At 38.0% G+C, this 20,496-nt stretch carries 15 protein-coding genes; 1 reads left to right on the top strand and 14 read right to left on the bottom strand.

Translation table 11 applies throughout. From position 1 onward, the window contains the following. Window positions 1-457: 457 nt before the first annotated feature. The 4 genes from DWX28_RS11650 to DWX28_RS11665 form a co-directional block, all read right to left on the bottom strand. Entirely contained in the window at window positions 458-2,197 is a 1,740-nt protein-coding gene (locus DWX28_RS11650) for a sensor histidine kinase (protein WP_118252787.1), read from the bottom strand. Next, the gene (locus DWX28_RS11655; RefSeq protein ID WP_059085748.1) at window positions 2,176-3,312 is read right to left on the bottom strand and encodes a response regulator transcription factor; all 1,137 of its coding nucleotides are present in this window, start codon (window positions 3,310-3,312) and stop codon (window positions 2,176-2,178) included. Before DWX28_RS11655 ends, DWX28_RS11650 begins: the two co-directional genes overlap by 22 nt. 93 nt (window positions 3,313-3,405) lie before the next feature. Then, on the bottom strand, window positions 3,406-4,839 hold the full coding sequence (locus DWX28_RS11660) for an alpha-L-fucosidase (RefSeq protein ID WP_118252788.1): 1,434 nt from the start codon (window positions 4,837-4,839) through the stop codon (window positions 3,406-3,408). A 57-nt stretch (window positions 4,840-4,896) separates the two neighbouring features. Continuing rightward, a complete protein-coding gene (locus DWX28_RS11665) occupies window positions 4,897-7,956 on the bottom strand; it encodes a glycoside hydrolase family 2 TIM barrel-domain containing protein (protein ID WP_118252789.1) in 3,060 nt (1,019 codons plus the stop codon). 218 nt (window positions 7,957-8,174) lie between these two features. Between DWX28_RS11665 and DWX28_RS11670 the strand changes: the two genes are divergently transcribed. Next, the gene (locus DWX28_RS11670; protein WP_118252790.1) at window positions 8,175-9,050 is read left to right on the top strand and encodes a helix-turn-helix domain-containing protein; all 876 of its coding nucleotides are present in this window, start codon (window positions 8,175-8,177) and stop codon (window positions 9,048-9,050) included. Window positions 9,051-9,112: 62 nt separating this feature from the next. Here the strand turns inward: DWX28_RS11670 and DWX28_RS11675 are convergent, their stop codons facing one another. The 10 genes from DWX28_RS11675 to galE form a co-directional block, all read right to left on the bottom strand. After that, complete coding sequence (locus DWX28_RS11675) at window positions 9,113-10,465, bottom strand: FtsW/RodA/SpoVE family cell cycle protein (RefSeq protein WP_118252791.1); 1,353 nt, start codon at window positions 10,463-10,465, stop codon at window positions 9,113-9,115. A gap of 3 nt (window positions 10,466-10,468) precedes the next feature. Further along, window positions 10,469-10,798, bottom strand: coding sequence for a PadR family transcriptional regulator (locus DWX28_RS11680; protein WP_055066334.1), 330 nt, complete (start codon window positions 10,796-10,798; stop codon window positions 10,469-10,471). A gap of 123 nt (window positions 10,799-10,921) precedes the next feature. Next, window positions 10,922-13,255 (bottom strand): ABC transporter permease, encoded by a 2,334-nt coding sequence (locus DWX28_RS11685; RefSeq protein ID WP_118252792.1) that lies wholly within the window; start codon window positions 13,253-13,255, stop codon window positions 10,922-10,924. Beyond that, entirely contained in the window at window positions 13,252-13,935 is a 684-nt protein-coding gene (locus DWX28_RS11690; protein ID WP_118252793.1) for an ABC transporter ATP-binding protein, read from the bottom strand. Before DWX28_RS11690 ends, DWX28_RS11685 begins: the two co-directional genes overlap by 4 nt. Window positions 13,936-14,047: 112 nt before the next feature. Beyond that, window positions 14,048-15,085, bottom strand: coding sequence for a sensor histidine kinase (locus DWX28_RS11695; RefSeq protein ID WP_118252794.1), 1,038 nt, complete (start codon window positions 15,083-15,085; stop codon window positions 14,048-14,050). Window positions 15,086-15,093: 8 nt separating this feature from the next. After that, window positions 15,094-15,780: a response regulator transcription factor gene (locus tag DWX28_RS11700; RefSeq protein WP_118252795.1), complete on the bottom strand. Its 687-nt coding sequence runs from the start codon at window positions 15,778-15,780 to the stop codon at window positions 15,094-15,096. 502 nt (window positions 15,781-16,282) lie between these two features. Next, window positions 16,283-18,040: a DUF2326 domain-containing protein gene (locus DWX28_RS11705; protein WP_118252796.1), complete on the bottom strand. Its 1,758-nt coding sequence runs from the start codon at window positions 18,038-18,040 to the stop codon at window positions 16,283-16,285. Further along, a complete protein-coding gene (locus DWX28_RS11710; RefSeq protein WP_118252797.1) occupies window positions 18,025-18,255 on the bottom strand; it encodes an ABC-three component system middle component 6 in 231 nt (76 codons plus the stop codon). Before DWX28_RS11710 ends, DWX28_RS11705 begins: the two co-directional genes overlap by 16 nt. Beyond that, window positions 18,239-19,204 carry an SMEK domain-containing protein gene (locus DWX28_RS11715; protein ID WP_118252798.1) on the bottom strand — a complete coding sequence of 322 codons (966 nt, stop codon included), beginning with the start codon at window positions 19,202-19,204 and terminating at the stop codon, window positions 18,239-18,241. The genes DWX28_RS11710 and DWX28_RS11715 overlap by 17 nt, the downstream gene beginning before the upstream one ends. A 390-nt stretch (window positions 19,205-19,594) precedes the next feature. Beyond that, complete coding sequence (gene galE / locus DWX28_RS11720) at window positions 19,595-20,476, bottom strand: UDP-glucose 4-epimerase GalE (RefSeq protein WP_330417659.1); 882 nt, start codon at window positions 20,474-20,476, stop codon at window positions 19,595-19,597. Window positions 20,477-20,496 lie beyond the last annotated feature (20 nt).

A 20,496-nucleotide genomic window follows, 5' to 3' on the forward strand; every position in this document is an offset into this window, starting at 1 on the left:
TATATCAGATTCATTAAGAAATGTCTCTTGAAGTGTCTTAAATTACGATACCATTATATACAACCAGAGCAGTTGCACCTAAAACTGCTGTCATTTTCTTTAATTTCATAACCTTTTACCCTCCTAGCTGTCATTTTATATTAGACAGTTTCACGATTTATCTCCGTCATACCGTGTACCCTGCTGTCTTCCTTTTTGACTTTGATAGTTGCTTTTAACTGGCCAGTTAAATGTTTTTAAAATCTCATCTGCCTAAGATGCTATTATTTTAACATGGTAAAAGCTTTGATTAAATGTTCATTCTTACTTGATGCTTAACGGATTTTTCGTTTTTTCACATTTTCTTCACTGTTTTTGACCTATTTTATTATTCATCATTGTGCATCATAAAATAAGTCAATTATTTTCATATTGTTGTAATGTTGAATATATTTTCTTTTTGAACATTAGATTTTTTCTACATTTTTGTGCTTTTAGGAAAACTAACCTCAACAATAAATCCAAGTTTCCTGTTCGATTCAACTCTCATACTGCCCTGGTCACCATATAACAAATTAAGCCGTTTATAAACATTGGCCATTCCAATATGGTCAGATGCCTTAGAAAAAGTTTTCATTTTCATATATATTTCTTTTAACTGAATCTCATCAAAAAATACTCCGCTATTAATCACCTTCACCTCTATGCGTTCATTACATTCTATGATTACATTTATAGTACGTATCTCTTCTGAACTGCTTCCATGCACAAAGCAATTCTCAATAAGCGGCTGCAAAATAAGTCGCGGAAATACCAGATCATACCACTCTTTTGAGCAGTTCATACTGTATTCCATGTCATGGCCAAATCTGAGCTGCATCATTGCTACATAATTATCAAGAAATTCTATCTCATTTTCAATTTTCCAGGTGAGACTGGGATTTCGAAGCATGGGAGTAATAATCTTTCCTAGTGTGACCAGTGTGTCTGCAACAATCTTGTTATTTGTCATCATGGCCATCCAACGAATGGAATTAAGCGAATTTAATAAAAAATGTGGATTCATCTGATATTGAAGTGCAAGAAGTTCTTCTTTTGTTTTTTCCCTTTCCACCAGTTTCAATCTTTCAATATAATCCTTAATGCTTTGCGCTGTATAATACAATTCTTCATTTAGCCGATCAAGCTCCTCCCAGCCAAGCTTTTGAGGCTTATCTATCTCAAACTCCTGGTATCTGACATGGTGCATGTTTTTCATCAACAGTTCAATTGGTCTGGTATATTTTCTACTCCATACAATTGACACAAATGCAGTGGATAGTATTGCAGCCAAACAAATAAGCACCCCGAAATTTCTGATATCTTTTGCGTCCTTCATATATTCCTGTTTTGGTATCATGTCGCATAATTTCCAATTATAAATATCAAGGTCATATTCAATATTTTGCGTATCGCTACCTGTTTTGAGCTGTTCTCCAAGTAACTTTTCCCCGACATTTGATATTATCTGATTATTTCCGTCTACTAAAACTGCTGTACTATCATCAAAGGCTACTGACCTATATGTACTTTGAAGATCACTTTCACTGACAGCAACAATAAGATATCCATCCTTTTCCAGTTCACTGCTCTCCCCCAGTGCTTTTATACCTATGAGCGAAGCATTTTGGCTCATCAATCGCAACGGGCTTTCATAATTTAGATTCAGTTCCCAGCTGGGGAGCCACGTTGTATAGGGGTATGCATCTTTGCTTTGTCTGAGTACCTTCAGCAAATTTCCAGATATTTGAGTGTTACCAGTCCTGTTTTTACGTAATACAGACGATACAATCCCCCATCCATCTCCGCGCAAAAATCCAAGTGCAGAAACTTCCCTGTTTACAGACATTTCATTAATAAAGCTATCCGTTATTTTCACCTTTAATTCATTACTTTCAATGTCCGTTTCAGGATAATTATTCTCAAAATCCCATATCAGATCATTTGTCACATATTTATCCAAGCATAACTCTGCATTTTTCAAAACATTTTTCAGATTTTTTTCAGCCTGTTCAAATGTCATTAATACTACCTTTTCATTCCCTGTCTCTATTTTTGCAACAAAGTAATGATATGTAATATAGAATAAAATACTTAATATCACAATAAAACTTCCTAATATTGAGATAAGTACCTTCTGTCTCCAGTCCATTCGTTTCACTGATTTGTTTTTCTCCATCTAGCCGGTGATTCTCCTGTCTTCTTTTTAAAGTACCTTGAGAAATATTCTAAATTCTGAAACCCATGTTTTTGAGCGATTACAACAATCTTCTCATCACTGTTCTTTAAATCCTTCATTGCCTCTTCCAACCGGATTTCATTTAGATATTCTATATAATTCTTACCTGTCTGCTGTTTGAACAAATACGAAAAATAACTTCCTGATAGGCCTATTATTCTTGAAATATCCTTCAGGCTAAGATTTTCCTGATAATGTTCCTCCATATAAGATATTGATTTCTGAATCAATGCTTTTCCGCTGTTATCATCATAGTCTATATTAAATTGCTGTACATATGCACGATCAAACCAGTCCTTCAGACTTTCTGATTCCTTCCTATTACAGTATGTGATCACAAAGCGAACCCCCAGAAAGTCCTCAATGGAACTGTTAATCCTTTTTATTCGCTCATCTATATTTCGTTCTTCATGTTCATAGAATATAATAAATTCTTTTTCTTTTAACGGAATCAGCAGTTTATTTGGCAACTGACGTCTCACAAGTTCATATATAAACTCCATTGCCAATGCATTGATCTTTGTCTGATCTTCATCTTTTAGGCTGAACAACAGCATATACTCCATGAAATCAGTCTTTTCCCATGTACAGTTTGCTATTTTACCTAACAAAAACTTTGAAATATGCGTCTCTAACGTATCATTGCTACTTTCCGCTTTATCCGTTTTTCTTCCTATTCTGATCAGATATTCCTGTACATTCTGCAATGCATCGCACACCTCATCAATACTGATACTTGCCTTTAAAACATAAGCATTAATATTATAAGGAATTAATTTCCTTAAAGTTTCGAAATCATTCATACATGATACTACAACAATGGCACAATCTTTATCAATCTGTCTTACCCTTTTGACAAGTTCTACTCCATCCATTCCTTCCATACGAAGATCCGTTATCAAGACATCAGGACGAATTGACTCAAATAACCGAAAAGCTTCTATTCCGTTTTCAGCCAGTGCAGATAATTCCATCTGATATTTACTCCAGGGAATAGAGTTCTGTAATCCTAAACGCACTAATAATTCATCTTCTGCAAATAATACTTTATACATTTCCTTCCCCCATAAAACATTAAAATATTGCGGTTCTTGGCTTGAATATTAAAGGACCAGAAACAAAACTGTATCTGGTCCTTTTGTTCTTCGTTAGTATACGCCAACAAATGATATTGCCGGAGCAACTCTTGCATCATCAATATTAATAATAAGATTTGCTGTTTCAATTTCCTGTAAATCTATTATTTTTTTATAACCAATGGTTGTTCCTTTATAACATTCATGCATAATTCCATCATTCTCATAGCTTACAGAAAAAGACTCTACTCTTTGACTAAGCGGAATAGCTTCCTTAATGACCAGATATGACACTTTTCTCGGTTTCTCCCATTTTATATTGATAGAGAGTTCTTTATCCCCCTCATCATTTACAAAATAAGAATCATAATCATCCATTCTTAATGCTTCTCCATTACTTTTCTCAGCATTTGAAGCAGAGAGTATAGATATTTCCGCATCCTGTAAAAGATTATGTTTAAAAGTATTCTCAATAAACTCGCCCAACTGTTTCAGATTTGCAGCATCTGTTTCATGGATACGGCCATTTTTCATCGGAGGAAGATTTAATAATAATGTGGTATTTCCCCCTACGGATTTTAAGTAAATGTCTTTCAGATTCTCAAAGGAGCGGACCTGGTCATCTTCTTCCTCATGATAGAACCAGCCTGGACGGATAGAAACATCCGTCTCTGCAGGGTACCATGCAAGCTCTTTTTCATTTGCAAGGCGTTCCCTGCTTCCAAGGTCTGTCTGGGTCTCGTCCAGCGGTCTGTTTCGGAATTCTTCATTATCTTCCTGCTGGCTTAACGCTGCTGTGATCGCCGGATCAGTCATATCCTTTGCAACAACGCTCCATTCACTCGGTCTTACTTCCCCGGCCTCGTTTCCGCACCATCTGATGTCCGGGCCTGAAATAGAAATTATTGCATTCGGCTGTAATTCACGCATCACTTTATAATATCTCTGCCAGTCGTATTTCTGGACCTTTCCATTTGGTCCTTCACCACATGCACCGTCCAGCCAGATCACAAAGATATCACCATATTCTGTCAGCAGCTCTGTCAGCTGGTTCAGATAGTAATCATCATACTCTTTTCCCTTTCCATAGCTGCTGTTGTTTCTATCCCAGGGTGAAAGATAAACACCAAATTTAAGTCCAAACTCCCGGCATGCTTCAGCTGTTTCTCTGACAATATCCCCTTTTCCGTTTTTGTACGGGGAGTTCTTGATACTATGCTCGGTGTATTTGGATGGCCACAGGCAAAATCCGTCATGATGTTTGCATGTGAGGATCAGACCCTTCATCCCGCCCTCTGCTGCTGTTTTTGCCCACTGGCGTGCATCCAGCTCTGTCGGATTAAAAATAGATTCCGGTTCTGTTCCATCTCCCCATTCGCTTCCGGTAAAAGTATTTACAGTGAAATGAATGAAACAGAAAAATTCCATGTTTTCATATGCGATCTGTCTTGCTGATGGTACAACCTGAACCAAACGTTTATCTTCTTCAAAACCCTTATAATGCATAATTCTTCTCCTTTTTCAAAAAATATCATCAATATGTTATCTATTTCCGAACATATATTATTTGATTATCATTTTAATCTCAAAATCAAATTCTTCTGCATCCAGACGATACTGCTCTGATAATTCCGGCCCACAGCTGTTAGATCCGATTCCGTTCTGCGCATAATCCAGACATAAAACAGTACTTCCACACGGCTGAAGCTCGTAGCTGTGTTTTTTTGTTGTCAGTTCTTCCTGTGTATATGGTGATGCATTAAAGGAGAATGTCTTTTCTCCTGCTGCTGCAAAAGTAAGATCTGTTCCTTTAAGGATCAGATAATCACAGTCTGTATGGCTTCCGTTTTCCTGCGGACGCAGATAATCTTCATGCATCTCATGAATTTCCGCACAATGTCTTCCATGATGACCAGATCTCTTTTTATCTACATAACTTTCATCTGGTCCGATTCCATAGTATTCCGCATTGTCAAATTCTTTATCAAGAAACAGTCGGATTCCGAACCTTGGGAGCATCGGGAATTCCATATCCCTCTTCACATTCATTTTTACACGGATTGCACCGTCCGGAGTTATGATCCATTCTGCTCTCACGTTCAGGATCCTCTGTACAGTAGGTGCTGAAACGCTCATGGTTCCTGTGATATGTACCTGTCCGTTTTCAATGTTGCAGAAGGTCTCATATGCTCTTGCATAGCTCTGGTCATAATGCGCATTCATCCATTCCAGTTTGATCTTACGGTCATTGTCTGTCGGAGCTCTCCAGATGTTCAGTTCCATTGGTCGATCAAGGATTTCTTTGCCATTTACGTTCAGTCCTTCAAACAGTCCTGTCAGGCGGTTAAATACATAGGTGGTTTTCTGTCCTGCATGGATTGTAAAGAATTTATCATTTTCTTCCCCTGTAAGGATATCATCTGTTTCAGTTTCTGTAAGAAGCTCTGCTGCTTTCTGGTTTCTTCCATCTGCATTCGTTAAGAGAATCTCATCAAATCCCAGTAACGTATCCGGCTGCATAAGCGGTGTACCATTTTTCAGATAATATAATACTCTAAGATAACATTTTCCTTTGTCCGGAACAGAAACAGGAAGTTTGATTTTTCCTTCGCCATGAGCCGGGATACCCTCATCCAGATTTATATGAGCCACATATTTGGCATCTCCATCAACGCTCATTTCATATATTAAATAAATGTAATCTTTTAAATCCACATAGTTCAGATAATTATGAAGTACAGCCTCACCTGTCTGCTGGTCATAATGAAGTACTCTTGCAGGTCTGTATATGTTTTTGTATTCCTTCAGACCAACATGTGGCTTTCTGTCCGGATATACCAGTCCGTCCATACAGAAGTTTCCATCGTGGATCTCTTCCCCGTGATCACCACCATAATAGTAAATTCCTTTTCCATTTTCAGCTTTGCCCTTATAAATCGCATGGTCGCACCACTCCCAGACAAATCCGCCGCAAAGTGCATCATATTTCTGGATAAACTGGAAATAGTCCTCCAGATCTCCAGGGCCATTTCCCATAGCATGACAGTACTCTACCAAAAGGAGCGGTTTTTCCGGATTTTTTTCCATATATTCTTCTATTTCTGAAAATGCCGGGTACATTCTTCCGACTACATCAATATTGGAATAATCATATTCCCTGTCAGAGCTCTGATAAAAAGCGCTTTCATATGTAGTGAGTCTGGTAGGGTCAAATTCTTTTGTCCACTTTAAGGCTTCTTCAAAAGTACATCCGTATCCGCATTCATTTCCCATGGACCACATCACAATACATGGACGGTTCTTCTCACGGTATACACAGAGCTTTGTACGATCCATGGTAGCCGGGATAAAATCTGGATTGTTGGAGATGCGTTTATTCCAATGTTCTACTACATTATCCCATTCCTGGTTCTTCAGATACTGGCTCTGGGTACCATGGCTTTCGTTATCCGCCTCTGCGATCACAAAGAGTCCATATTCATCACACAGCTGATAGAAATACGGTGCATTCGGATAATGGCTGCTTCGTACTGCGTTAAAATTATTAGCTTTCATCATCTTCAGGTCAAGGTCTGCCTGTTCAATACTGATCACAGCTCCTGTCACCGGATCGGAATCATGGCGGTTGACACCATTGAACTTCACTTTTACCCCGTTAATATAGATTACGCTTCCATCGCGTTTTACTTCACGAAGGCCAATCCTGTCAGTGATCACTTCTCCTTCAGTCTCAAATACTACCTGATAAAGATATGGGGTCTCCGGATTCCAGAGCTTCGGTTCCATGATTGTAAACACTGCTTTATGGGAATATTCCCCTTCCGCCGTTTCCTTAAATCCACCCTCTGCCACTGTGTTGCCATCCATATCCTGGATCCGGATGTTTACAGCTTCTGCTGCATTGCCGAGAAATCTTGCACAAATTTTCACCTCTGCCGTACTTCCCAGTAGTTTCGTGGTAGTGAAGTAATCATACAGAACTGCTTCCGGTCTCTTTAACAGATATACATCACGGAAAATACCGGTCATTCGGAATTTGTCCTGATCTTCCAGATAAGTGCCATCACACCATTTCAGGACCAGCACTGCCAGTGTATTCTTTCCATTACGGATGAAATCTGTCACATCAAATTCACTGGTGCAGTGTGAAACCTGGCTATATCCCACATAACATCCATTTAACCATACATAAAAGCAGGAATCTACACCTTCAAAGTTCAGATATGTTTTTGGTGCATATTCATCTTTTTCATACTCAAACTCATGAACATATGCCCCGCATGGGTTGTCCTGTGGAACGTATGGCGGATCAAGGGGGATCGGATAACGTACATTGGTATACTGATGCTCGTCATAGCCGAAATTTTGCCAGATCCCCGGTACAGGTATCTCCCCGAACCCATTTGTATCATAGCTTTCTTCATAAAAATTTTCCTGCAGGTCATAAATGCTCTCATAGAAACGGAATTTCCAGTTCCCATTCAGAAATTCTATTCTGTCCGATTTTTCCCTGTCGTGTACGAGAGTTCCCATGCGGGCGGAAGCCGGTACATAGTAGGAACGGTATGGCATGGTATTCTCATGCAGTATGTTAAGATTTTCATAATGCTTAGGTATGATCATGTGATATCCTCCCAATACGTTTATTGTTTTGCTTTTGTCGTACTATCATTATACTTTTTAATTTTAAAAAAATACATAAACAACATTCGACAAAACATGCACAAAATGTTATACTTTTACATAATAACCAACTATTTTTTTAACAATATTTTGCAGAAACGTAAAATTGCACAATTCATATCTCTGTGATTTGTGCAATATGACAAGGAGGGCATTGCTTGTATACATTATCAGCATACTATCACAAATCCAGGGTTGATTTTATGGATAAAAAACATCCCCTGTTTATTGGAAGCTGCGGCACTTATCATCTATATACCGTAGAAAAGCTTCCTACTCACCGACCGAAAGGCCGGCTTGATTATCAGCTTCTTTACATCGCATCCGGACGGGCACATTTTTATTTTGATGGAAAACCTACTGTTGTAGAAGCCGGCAATATGGTACTCTACCGTCCACGCGAGGAACAACGCTATTATTATTATGGAGTGGATCAGACCGAAGTTTACTGGGTTCACTTTACTGGAAATAATGTAAAGAACGTCCTGAAAAGATATGGGATTGCCGACGATACCCGCATTATTTATACCGGTATCTCCATTGAGTACAAAAATCTATTTATGTCCATGATCGAGGAACTGAATCTGCAACGAATTGATTACGAGGAGATGCTGATAAATTATTTCACGATTCTCCTGATCAGCCTCCATAGAATAGCACTGCAAAAGCCACGAAAAAAGAACCTTCAGAATATGAACGATATGGAACAGGCTGCACAGTACTTTCGCATGCATTATAATAAACCTATAAGTATTGAAGACTATGCTGTTTCCCACAATATAAGTATCAGCTGGTTCATCCAGAACTTCCGTCAGTATGCCAATACTACACCTGCTCAATACGTGCAGTCTCTGAGGCTTACCAATGCAAAAATGCTTCTGGAAACGACCAATTATAATATCACAGAAATAGCCAACCTGGTCGGGTACGAAAATCCATTATATTTCAGCCGATTTTTCCGAAAACAGTGTGGTATGTCCCCTTCACAGTTCCGCAAGCAGCTGGTGCTGAATGCAGAAAACTATCCAAAATAAAACCAACCAAAAACGCTGGGAGCAAATCTCAGCGTTTTTGATTGGTTTTATTTAACATAATATTACGATACTTTTTTTACCTTAGAATTAATGGACATAAAGCCTGTTTCAGGATGTCGCGGATAAATATTCTTATACCTGTAAGTACTCAGCACGATTCCCATAAGTCCATAAGAAATTATGATACAGCTTCCTCCGGCTGAAAAAAACGGAAGAAATGTTATTGATTGCGGAAATATGCCAAGATTCTCAAGGACATTTATCAAAAAACTGATGAGAAATACAATTCCGCACCCGCATCCCATCATCATACCCAGCTGATTTTTCTGTCGCAACGCAGTGTTAAAGACTGCAAAAATCAGAACCGCAAGAACACAGCACAAAAGTATAGCTGCAATTATTCCATATACAGATGACAGATAGGTCAGAATGTAATCCGCATTAAATGCTGGCAGGATTCCCGTTACATCTGATTTGCTTTTCCCGATCAGCTTATTCTGTCTCCAAAGTGAATGCAACATTTTTGTGAGATAATCTGTTTCGCTACCGCTGGAAAACATCGCCTGTATGCGCGCAATTTGATATTCCGCCAGCCTGTTTCTCAGGTACATACCCAGGAAAGCTGCTATGGGCGCGGTCAAAAACACAGCCCAGATTCCACAGATAGTTCTTTTCTTTCTGACAGTAAACCAGTCCTTTTTGATTGCGATCGTCAACATAGTCAGCATAGTTACCAGCATCACACAAGCTGTCCTGAGTGCCGGCAGGCTGTAAACTAATATTACTGGAGCAATCAGCCATAAGATTGCTCTTACCAGTCCCTTATATCCCCACCCATGATATTTATATAAAATTGCTCCATATATGGGGACATAAAACAGCATCAGTTTTTGTACATCCATGCCTCTTCTGCCTCCTGGCAGTGATATAAAAATCCTTGCTCCGTTTACCTGGCCTCCTTCCAATATAACCAGCAAACAGACGGACAATAAAACAGCTGCAATTATTTTTGAAAATTTTGCCAGTACGGTATAGTCCAGCAGATACAAAATCATCATGACAGCCAGCCCGATCATAACATGAAACACATATCTGTCAGAACCGGCTACCGCATTCTCACTGGCTTTTCCGGAAATCCCTGCATGTATCAGAACACCTGCAATGCTGATAAGTATAATCATTCCCAAAAGTTTCCATGCAGCTTGAGGTCTGTGGATACTGTCAAGGGAGATTCCTGTTTCCACAGGATCCCCCATGTCTCTGACGGCTTCCTTCTCTGCCTGTTCATGATCCATGCCTGCCTTCATGTTTTCCGCAATCTGATCCTCCATATGATCCTGCAGTTCCTGTTTTATGTATGGTCTGGCTTTTGTGCAGCGAATCTGTTCCAGCAATAATTTCAGATATTCATCCATAATTCACACCTCCAGTATAAGCACATTGGTCACTGCTGCAGAATACTCTTTCCATTCCTCTATTTTCTTTTCCAGGAATCCTCTTCCCTGTCTGGTAAGGCTATAATACTTTCTGGTCTTTCCAGCTACATCCTGTTCATATACTGTCAGGAGTCCTTTCTCTTCCAGGCTGTGCAGCAATGGATAAAGAGTTCCTGCCTTCAGCTCAAATACATTCTGAGATTTTTGCCTCAGTGTGTCGATCATCTCATATCCATACATATCCTTTTCAGACAAAAGTTTCATTACAAGCATTGCCATACTTCCTGAAACCAATGCTCTTTCAATAGCCATCTGGTCCACCCCCCTTCTTAGAATAAGTTATATATCGGCGTTCTATATATCGGTTGTCTATATAATAGATTATTTTACATTATTTGTCAATATATCAATAAGATTTATCAAAACTAATGGCTATTACCATTCATTGATTGTTTCGGTAATTGCCATATTACGTATGCGCTTTGCAGGGGCATAGACAGATACAATAGCAGATATAAAGATAAAGGCAACAACGATTCCAAACCATAGGATAGGAAAACTCCACTCAATTCCAAAATAATGTGCAATTAGACGATTATATAAAAATCGGCTAAGAGGAAGTCCAATACCACATCCAACTATCAAACCAGAAATTGCATAGGTGTACGCTTCCGCAGAAATCATTCGTTTAAGCTGTCTATTATCCATACCAACAGCTCGCATTGCTCCATACTGCTTCATCCGTGCAGATACACTCATGGAGATGCTATTGACGATATTAAACAGCGAGATAATTCCGACAATAGCCAGAAAACCATAACAAACAATTCGTACCGCCAAATAGGTAGCATTATTTTGTTTATTGCTTTCACGCTGATCTGTGATAATAATGTCATCATTTTCAAGGCTTCTAATTTCTGCTATCGTTTCTTCAGTTGCATTTGAATCTAATTGAATTCCAATAAGACCATACTTTGTATTACCCATGATACGGTCAAATGTTTCCTGCGAACAAATAATAATCAAATCATCTCCAAAGAGCCCTTGTGACAGAGTGCAAGTAATCTCTACTTCCTCGCCTGCAAACTGGATAGTATCACCTATACGCAGTGAATTATTTCCATTATATACGGTTGCCACTTTGTTACTGTCCCCATAAACTGTATCCAATGCTCCCTGAGCAATACTTTCTTTTGAGTAATCTAGCAGTGTATCATCATAAGAAACAATGTTGATATGGTCTATCCCTGCTCTTGAAGATGTTGCGGGGATATTTTCCATATAGCTGCTTCCATAAGCATTTGCAACCCCATCTATTTTTTTTATTTCATCGACCAGGCTACGCTCAATATCCAGTTTATTTGCATAACTTGATAATGCTATGTCGGCTGATGTGACATTTTGCGATGGAACAAGCTGCTTTGCAAAGTCTAAAATCACAGAAAAGGAAAAAAACAACATAATAGTTAATGCAAAAGAAGCTGTCATTAAAAACCAGTTTTTCTTTTTTTCAATTGCATGATGGAAACCAAGCGAATTGTCAATTTTCCCTAAGTTAAACTTAATAGCGTGGTTAGCAGAAACTTTATTATCTATATTGCCAGAAACCGCTGATATAGGTGAAACTTTAGCAGCCCGTTTTGCTGGGGATTGCGCCGCTAAAAATACAGTTACCACGCCGACAACCACACCACTGATTAGTCCAACAGGACTGATCTGAAAGACTGGTGTTGTAGAAAATTCTCCACCAATTCCATAATGAAGTGTGGCACAAATAATCCAACTAATTATTGTTCCGAAGAACACCCCTATAGGTACCGCTATTTTACACCAGTTCAATACTTCCAAACGAACAAAGCGGATAATTTGCACATGACTTGCACCAATGCAACGCAACATTCCAAAAAACTGAGTTCGTTGTGCAATCATGCTATTCATGCTGCCAGAAATCATCAATATCCCTGCCAGCAACACTAAAACAAATAGAATTGCTGCTAATCCGTATATACTCTGCATCGCAGTACTGTTACTTTGTCCAGACATACCCATAACACCAGTATTTTCAGAAATACTCTCATCAGGTAATTGGTACTGTGTCTGTAATTCTCTTTTTGCATTTGCTGCTTTTGTTGCACTTTCAAACTGCACATAATAGGTTAACTCATTATTTGTCACTTCGTTTTGTGCCATAACAGAAGTAAATGCATTTTGTGTCAGATAAGAACCTACCAAATAGGTCTGATTGTTATAATAATTTTCATCATCTGTTCCAAAACCTGATATTGTAAATATCCGATCTCCAGCAGGGGTATGTAAGGTTACTTTATCCCCAATTTGTACTCCCAAAGCAGTTACAGCATTAGGTGTAAGCATAACTTCCGTATCATTTTCCGGAAATGTTCCTTCTACAATTCCATTTGAAATCTGAACGATATAAGCTTCATCAGTGCCATACAAAACGGTTCGTTTTTTGTTGATTCGGTATGGTTGTTCTCCTTCAAAATTAAATTGAGAGGCTGCACCAACTGCTGTAACATCTGAACGATTACTGATTTCATCCGCATCATCCTGTGAAATATTTTTTATCGCAATGTGCCAGTTTCCATGATTATTTATCATAAAATCACTTTCTGTTCGTATCATCATGTCAGCGACACTGAAAATGGCTGTAACAAGAAACACCGCAATAATAATACACAAAACTGTCATACGATTTTGTTGCTTGCGCACCTTTGCAGAAATGGGGATGAGACTAAGATAGCTTTTCATTCACGGCACCTCCCAAAATCAGTTAAAGCTCCATCCGACACTTGCAATACCCGGTCTGCCGTTTGTGCTATGCCGCGGTTATGGGTAATCATAATGATGGTCTGCTCATATTTTTTCGATGTTTCTTTGAGCAATGCAATAACCTCGCTGCTATTTTGTGAATCCAGATTTCCCGTCGGCTCATCCGCCAGAATCAGAGAAGGGCGGGTAATCAATGCACGTCCAATCGCCACTCTTTGTTGTTGACCACCGGAAAGCTGACTCGGCAGGTGATTTCGGCGCTCTTTCAGATTCAGCACCGCCAATAGTTCTTCCAGATACTTTTTGTCCGGTTTCTGGTAGTCCAGCAACACAGGGAAGATGATATTCTGCTCCACGGTCAGCTCCGGCACAAGGTTGAACGCCTGAAAAATAAAGCCGATATTCCTACGCCGAAACACAGTTAATTTCTTGTCGTTCATGGAAAAAATGTCCTTGCCATCAATCAGCACCTTGCCTGACGTAGGCGTATCCAAGGCGCCGATCATGTTCAGCAGTGTACTTTTGCCAGAACCGGATTCTCCAACGATTGCCACATACTCCCCTTTGGGAACAGAAAAGCTAACATCTTTCAAAGCCTTGACTGCGGTTTCCCCGTTGCCATAGGTTTTACAAATATTTTTGACTTCTAACAAGTTCATAGTGCAAACACCTCTTTCTCAATAATTTTGCTGTCGTAAACGGGTGGACTTTCGTTCTCTGTCTACAATGGAAAGAGTAGCACCTCAATATTACTGTAACCCTACAACCAGCCTACAATTTTGTAGGAATTGGGAAATTCATTATAAAACTCGTTCCAAGTCCTAATTCGCTTTCTACTTCTATCAGACCCCCATGAGCTTCGATAATTGCTTTTGCCAACGACAGGCCAAGCCCAATCCCCTGTATATCCTTTGAAAAGCGGCTGCGATAAAACCTCTTAAAGATATGGTATAGGTCTTCTGGATGAATCCCGCACCCGTTATCTTTTACTGTGATTTGAACAGCAGAGGGCAGTGCCTTCCATTTGATGTGAATGGTATCGCCCTTTTCTGTATGATCCATCGCATTTTTCACAATATTGCCAATCGCTTCACTCAACCAATCACGGTCACAGAAAAGGGAAATATCATCTGCACCAGATAAGACGATCTCTTTCTGTTCCTTTTTGGCACGATACGCAAAGTGCAGCTCCAAATCCTGCATCATATCCGCCACATTTTCTATTTCCTTTTCAAATGCAATAGAACCAGCATCCAACTTTGTGATTTTGAGAAGGCTTTGCACCAAAACTTCAATACGATCAAGCTCCTGCTCGGACAGATCAGCAAATTCTTTCACAGAGGACACCTCTATATCCTCATCCTGAAGTAGTCCGTTATAAATATTCAAAGCTGCCAGTGGCGTTTTCAGTTGGTGCGAAATGTCGGAGATTGTATTTTTCAAAAACTCCTTCTCTCGCAACTCGTTATCTGCATGAGCGTTTAATACTGCTGCTAAAGAATTGATGGAATGAAAAAGGCGGTACAATTCGCCCTCATCATCACATTCAATACGAGCACTGCGATCACCATCAAGATACGCATTGATCTGCGATATTGCCTGCTCCATAATCTGATTTTGCCGATTAAAATATACAAAGCAGACTGCACATACAGCACTATTAGCCAATAGTAGAAGGATTAGCAGTGACAGGGAAAGTCGGTGACAAGACAGCCATAAAAAAAACTCAGCTAAGAGAAATGTGCACCCTAAAATCAGCGAGAGCGAAAGAAATAGATTTTTGATTTCTTTATTTGCAAGTATTTTCATTCTGCACCTCATACGGTAATGTTCCATTTATAACCCATGCCTCGAACAGTCCGGAGCATTTGCGGTTCGCTCGGATTATCCTCAATTTTCATACGAAGCCGACGCATATAGACTGTAAGGGTACTACTGTCGATATAATTTCCATCGCAGTCCCATAGCTTATCCAAAATTTGCTCCTTCGTCAGTACCATATTCGGATTTCGCATAAACAAACAAAGCAGCTTATATTCCACAGCAGTTAAATCCAAAAGTACTCCATTCTTAAAAACCTGTCCTTGCAGCAAAAGAACTTTGATACCATTCGACTGCAATTCCGTATCCATTGCCTGAAAAGAATTTGCGCGACGAAGTAAGGCATTAATCCTTGAAACAAAAACTCCCAGTTTGAACGGTTTTGTAATATAGTCATCACCGCCAATATCCAACCCCATAATGATGCTTGTTTCTTCGTCCGAAGCCGTCAGAAAAATAATCGGCACCTTTGATGTAAGCCGAACTTTTTTGCAAAATTCAAAGCCACAACCGTCCGGCAGAGATACATCCAAGATCAGCAAATCATATTTTCCATCTTTCCACATCCCCTCTGCCTCTTTGAGCGTTCTGGCAATACTCAGTTCAAATCCCTGCTTTTTGAAAACAAAGGATAATCCATTGTTAAGGCTTAAATCATCTTCTAAAAGTAATATTTTACTCATCTTTAACTCTCTTTCTGTATATCATTTCATATAATGTGCAGATTGAGTTACCATCATCCAGATGAAGTTGATAGGATTCTGTATATGATCATCTCTACATCTGTCAAGCTAACATTAGTGCCTTTTTATGGCAGTTTCCAGGCTCATAGTAACTCTGGCATCCAATCCAACCATTCACCAACATTCAAACTTTTAATATACACTGGGTTTTGTGCTCTGAGGCAAAGAAATCTGTATGGATAATCAAAGTTTTTGAGCCGCAAACTTGAGTTTTTCTTATATAAAAAAAGTCAAAATAGGATTAATCAGTTTTCTACAACTAGATTAATCCTATTTCATTTTATCCTTCTTTTCGTATGATTATTTTTACAGAAAATTCCAACAGTAGAAAGGATACATGAACAGTATCACAAATTTACTCGAAAATCATTGATGTTCCGGTTCAAGAGTGAACTTTATTATCTGCTATTTTATAATCAAATGTCATATAGCACATTTTTTATTATTTTTCCTGATAATCCCGTCCCAAAAATTTCTTTTTCTTCGTAAAAACGGCCACTTGATGCTCGTCAATATTCATTTGGATTAGTTTTCTCTGCTCTTCACTTTCAATCTTATCGCGGTTTAGTGTAAGAATATATTGAAAATCCTGATATTGTTCTTCTTGTTTATAAAGATAATTCAAACATTGAACAAGTGTATCCTGATCCACATCAAAAATATTATCATGCACTAAAAACAGCGGATGCCTATCTCTCGTATATTGATTAAATAATAATGCCATATCATAAATGAACACCTTTGTTCTATCTACACTATGACTTCCATCATCATAAATGCGAAGAGTCAATTCGACTGGTGTTTTTCTGCGAGCTTTATCAATTGTCTGGATGCTAAACGAACATTCCTTATTTCCCATAATAAATTCATGGATTTGCAAAATAGTATCAGTAAAGTCATCAATGATTTTTTTATTTTGTTCAATCTCATCATCAATTTCCATGAGTTGCTGCGTTTTCTGTAGGTTTAGCATTCTTTTCTTTTTCTCGTTCTTTTGGTATTGTTCGAATAAAAACTTTGTATTTGAAGTGGATTCTTTCTTTGCTTCGTAAATTTTTAAACTTACTTTTAAATTCTTAAGAATTCCTTTTTTATCAATCACCTTCAGCTTTTCTGAATATTCATCATCCAAAATCCGAATTTGTTCCGCAATATTTTTTAACTGGGACTCCAATTCTTTTGCTTTTTGATTCACCAACATTCTTTGAAATTCTTCTATTTTATTCTTAAATCCTACCACTTCATTCAAAGATTTTACTATAGCATTTCCTAAATCATTCTTAAACTGGTTGTAGACCAATTCGATTTCTCTGTCATCAATTTGTTCCGGTTTTGGCATTTTTCTAATTTTTTCATAATCATAACGCAAAGCCTTTTGCCGTTTTCTCAATTGGTCCAGTAAATCCTCCAATTCAATTAGATCCGCTTCCATAGCATTAAAGCTCTCATTCGTTTTAAAGCTTTCAATCGCATCCTCCAATTTTTGCAATTCATCTTCCAATGCATTGAGCTCCGCTCTGACATCTGAAATTTTCTTTTTCCCGTCCTGCGTCAGTTCTTTTTTTTCTTTCGTAAGGACAGTACTAACTGCCTCAATTTCCCTGATGGTTTCAATTATATTCTTATAAGCTTCCAGAGAAAATCCCAGCAAATATAAATGAGCACTTAGATCGTCCGGGATCTTTTTTGTCAGGTCATGACATTTTATTATATCTGTAAACTCTGAACGTTCATCCCTCATCAAGATTGAAAAAAGATTTCTAAAACTAGGCACTTTTTTACCATTTAATTTTGAAAAAATAATTCCAGTCAGATAATCTCTTGCGTCCTGAATTTTATCAAAGGAAACTGTTTTCCCCTCCCTGATAAGTATAGGTTTATCTGCTTGTTTGCGGTTTCTTTTTATGGTGACTGTTTCCTGCCCTATATCTAAATCCAGGATTACATTTTCTTCTACTGGGAAAACTTCTTTTGGTATTTTTACAATTCTGGATTTTTCATAATCATTCAGAAAACAAAAATCCAAAAATTCAATACTCATGGATTTTCCAACACCATTTGTCTTTCGGCCTTTTACAGATCTGTCATCGTACTTCTCGCCTAATATAATATTAACTCCATCATGAAAAGTAATTTCTTCAAAAATATTATTTTCAGAATAAAGTCGATTGAGACGAATACGATTTATTTCTTTACCCATATGTTCGCCTCCTCAAACTCAACAATATCAACAGAGTATAAAAAAGAAAGCCCTAAGATCAATTGCCTGCTACTTGTGATTCCGGCTTTTTTTAATGCTTTGGACACATCATATATTGAAATCTTTTCTGCATCTCGTTTTTGTATCTCTTTGAGTATGAGATAACCAATATACATTGCAGAAGATTTTAGTGCATTGCTACTTGTCAGCATCATACTCACTCCCTTCGTTTGGAAATACCCTACATTTAATCATTTCATTGACAAGATAGAATTTTATCGCAGAACGGTCATATTTTTTTCCATTAGTGCTTAATTTTTCTTCAAAATATGTAACCAATTTATTTAAAGCAGCAATGGGGTTATCATGCTCCTCTTCCAAAAATTGTACGCTAATATCTTGCAGATAGAACATAATAATAATGTCCTGAGCTTCATCTATTCCAAGCGTTTCATTCACAATATTCAACGCCTCTCCATAAATTGTCGTATACTCCGTAATTAATTTATCCGTAAAATTCTTAAATCTTTTATATATTTTATACTCTGGATCCACCGTTGTTTTACGATCCTTGTTTACTTTTCTATTTTGTGAAATATACTCTATCAAATCTATGATTGTGTCCACTTCTCCCGCCTGTGTTTCTCTCACAGAATAATATTTGTTACACAATTCTTCTGACAGATAATCGCTAATTTTTTTTATTTGCACTGTCTCTAATTCACGAATATCTTTTATTAACTTTTCAACGTCCCAAATATCTCTTGTCTTTTCGAAAGAAAACAGCCCCTGTGTATCAAAATCAGAAGAATATTTTTTCTTCTGCGTCAAAATTAGTACAACCAATCTGTCATATAAATGATACTCTTGATTTTTATTAAATTCCGCTATCGTATGCCTGATTTTTGTACTACTATTGTCTGATGTAACCTGAACTGCTATCCTATTCTTCCGATCAATCAAATCAATTGCTGGAGCATTTTTTTCCAAATGATTTGCATTTTTCAATTCATAACCATAGATAAGATTCAACAACCCAGGAAAGAAGTCTTCCGCAATGATGTTAATATCATAGAGATTTACTGCATTTAAAATAGACACTTCCCGACTTAATAGTGCTAAATTTTCAGCTATAGTTTTTAAATAAACCTCTTTATTTATCATGCTTTTCCACTCTCCTTATTTGTTGCTTGCTTCATTCTAACATATTTTTTACTATATGACTATTGATTTTTCTCGTAAATCGTGATCGCATGAATTGTGCTACCTTTGATTTTCTCCGGATACAAGCCATAGGTATGTGAGTGTACGATGAAAGCAATGTTACTCACCTCGTGATCAACTCACTTACTTCGAATATGTAACAAAGAATTTATCGTACCAGATAAGGAATGACAAAACCATCCAGATTTTACGGCTGTTATCTTCCTTTTTCTCTTTATGGTCTTTCAGAAGCCGAAGCATTTCCTCTATATAAAAAATTCTTCTGCCTCTTTTGGATCCAAAAAAATAAGAGGGCTGCATCTTACAGCTCTCTTATTTTAAATATACATTCTATTCTTCATATCCCTGCGGATTATTAGACTGCCATCTCCAGGAATCTTCACACATCTCACGGATACCGTTTTCTGCTTTCCAGCCAAGCTCTTTTTCTGCCTTAGATGCATCACAATAACAAGTTGCAATATCTCCTGCTCGGCGAGGTTTGATCACATATGGAATTTTCACACCAGTTGCAGCTTCAAAATTCTTCACAATATCAAGAACACTATAGCCCTTTCCGGTTCCCAGATTGTAAATCGCAAGCCCTGGATTTTCTTCGATTTTCTTAAGTGCTTTTACATGACCCTTTGCCAGGTCCACAACATGAATATAATCTCTTACACCAGTTCCATCCGGAGTATCATAATCATTTCCAAATACACCAAGTTCCTTCAGCTTACCAACTGCTACCTGTGTAATATATGGCATAAGGTTATTGGGAATGCCATTTGGGTTCGCTCCAATTGGATTAAAGTAACGAAGAAGCATAACATTCCATTCTGGATCTGCTTTCTGGATATCGGTAAGTACCTGCTCCAACATGGATTTGGTCCAGCCGTATGGGTTCGTACACTGTCCCTTTGGGCATTCTTCTGTAATCGGAATCTGTGCCGGATCTCCATATACAGTTGCTGAGGAAGAGAAAATAATATTTTTCACATTATGTTTTCTCATTACATCAATCAGAGTTAAAGTGCCTGCTATGTTATTTTCATAATACTCCCAGAGCTTAACCACAGATTCTCCAACTGCCTTCAAACCTGCAAAATGGATGCAGGACTCAATAGTTTCCTTGTCAAAAATATCATTTAGAGCATCTCTATCCAGAATATCTGCCTTATAAAACTTCACTGGTTTTCCCGTGATTTTTGATATGATCAGTGCTTTTTTTATGTTTTTTCTATTAAATTTTC

Origin of the sequence: Blautia sp. AF19-10LB, from assembly GCF_003461245.1 — a bacterium.
Taxonomy (GTDB): Bacteria; Bacillota; Clostridia; order Lachnospirales; family Lachnospiraceae; genus Blautia_A; species Blautia_A intestinihominis.

What these genes read in the sequence shown, in the direction of transcription:
- DWX28_RS11650 (WP_118252787.1), bottom strand. Translation starts at nt 2,197, where the DNA reads ATGGAGAAAAACAAATCAGTGAAACGAATGGACTGGAGACAGAAGGTA.
- DWX28_RS11655 (WP_059085748.1), bottom strand. Translation starts at nt 3,312, where the DNA reads ATGTATAAAGTATTATTTGCAGAAGATGAATTATTAGTGCGTTTAGGA.
- DWX28_RS11660 (WP_118252788.1), bottom strand. Translation starts at nt 4,839, where the DNA reads ATGCATTATAAGGGTTTTGAAGAAGATAAACGTTTGGTTCAGGTTGTA.
- DWX28_RS11665 (WP_118252789.1), bottom strand. Translation starts at nt 7,956, where the DNA reads ATGATCATACCTAAGCATTATGAAAATCTTAACATACTGCATGAGAAT.
- DWX28_RS11675 (WP_118252791.1), bottom strand. Translation starts at nt 10,465, where the DNA reads ATGGATGAATATCTGAAATTATTGCTGGAACAGATTCGCTGCACAAAA.
- DWX28_RS11680 (WP_055066334.1), bottom strand. Translation starts at nt 10,798, where the DNA reads ATGGCTATTGAAAGAGCATTGGTTTCAGGAAGTATGGCAATGCTTGTA.
- DWX28_RS11685 (WP_118252792.1), bottom strand. Translation starts at nt 13,255, where the DNA reads ATGAAAAGCTATCTTAGTCTCATCCCCATTTCTGCAAAGGTGCGCAAG.
- DWX28_RS11690 (WP_118252793.1), bottom strand. Translation starts at nt 13,935, where the DNA reads ATGAACTTGTTAGAAGTCAAAAATATTTGTAAAACCTATGGCAACGGG.
- DWX28_RS11695 (WP_118252794.1), bottom strand. Translation starts at nt 15,085, where the DNA reads ATGAAAATACTTGCAAATAAAGAAATCAAAAATCTATTTCTTTCGCTC.
- DWX28_RS11700 (WP_118252795.1), bottom strand. Translation starts at nt 15,780, where the DNA reads ATGAGTAAAATATTACTTTTAGAAGATGATTTAAGCCTTAACAATGGA.
- DWX28_RS11705 (WP_118252796.1), bottom strand. Translation starts at nt 18,040, where the DNA reads ATGGGTAAAGAAATAAATCGTATTCGTCTCAATCGACTTTATTCTGAA.
- DWX28_RS11710 (WP_118252797.1), bottom strand. Translation starts at nt 18,255, where the DNA reads ATGATGCTGACAAGTAGCAATGCACTAAAATCTTCTGCAATGTATATT.
- DWX28_RS11715 (WP_118252798.1), bottom strand. Translation starts at nt 19,204, where the DNA reads ATGATAAATAAAGAGGTTTATTTAAAAACTATAGCTGAAAATTTAGCA.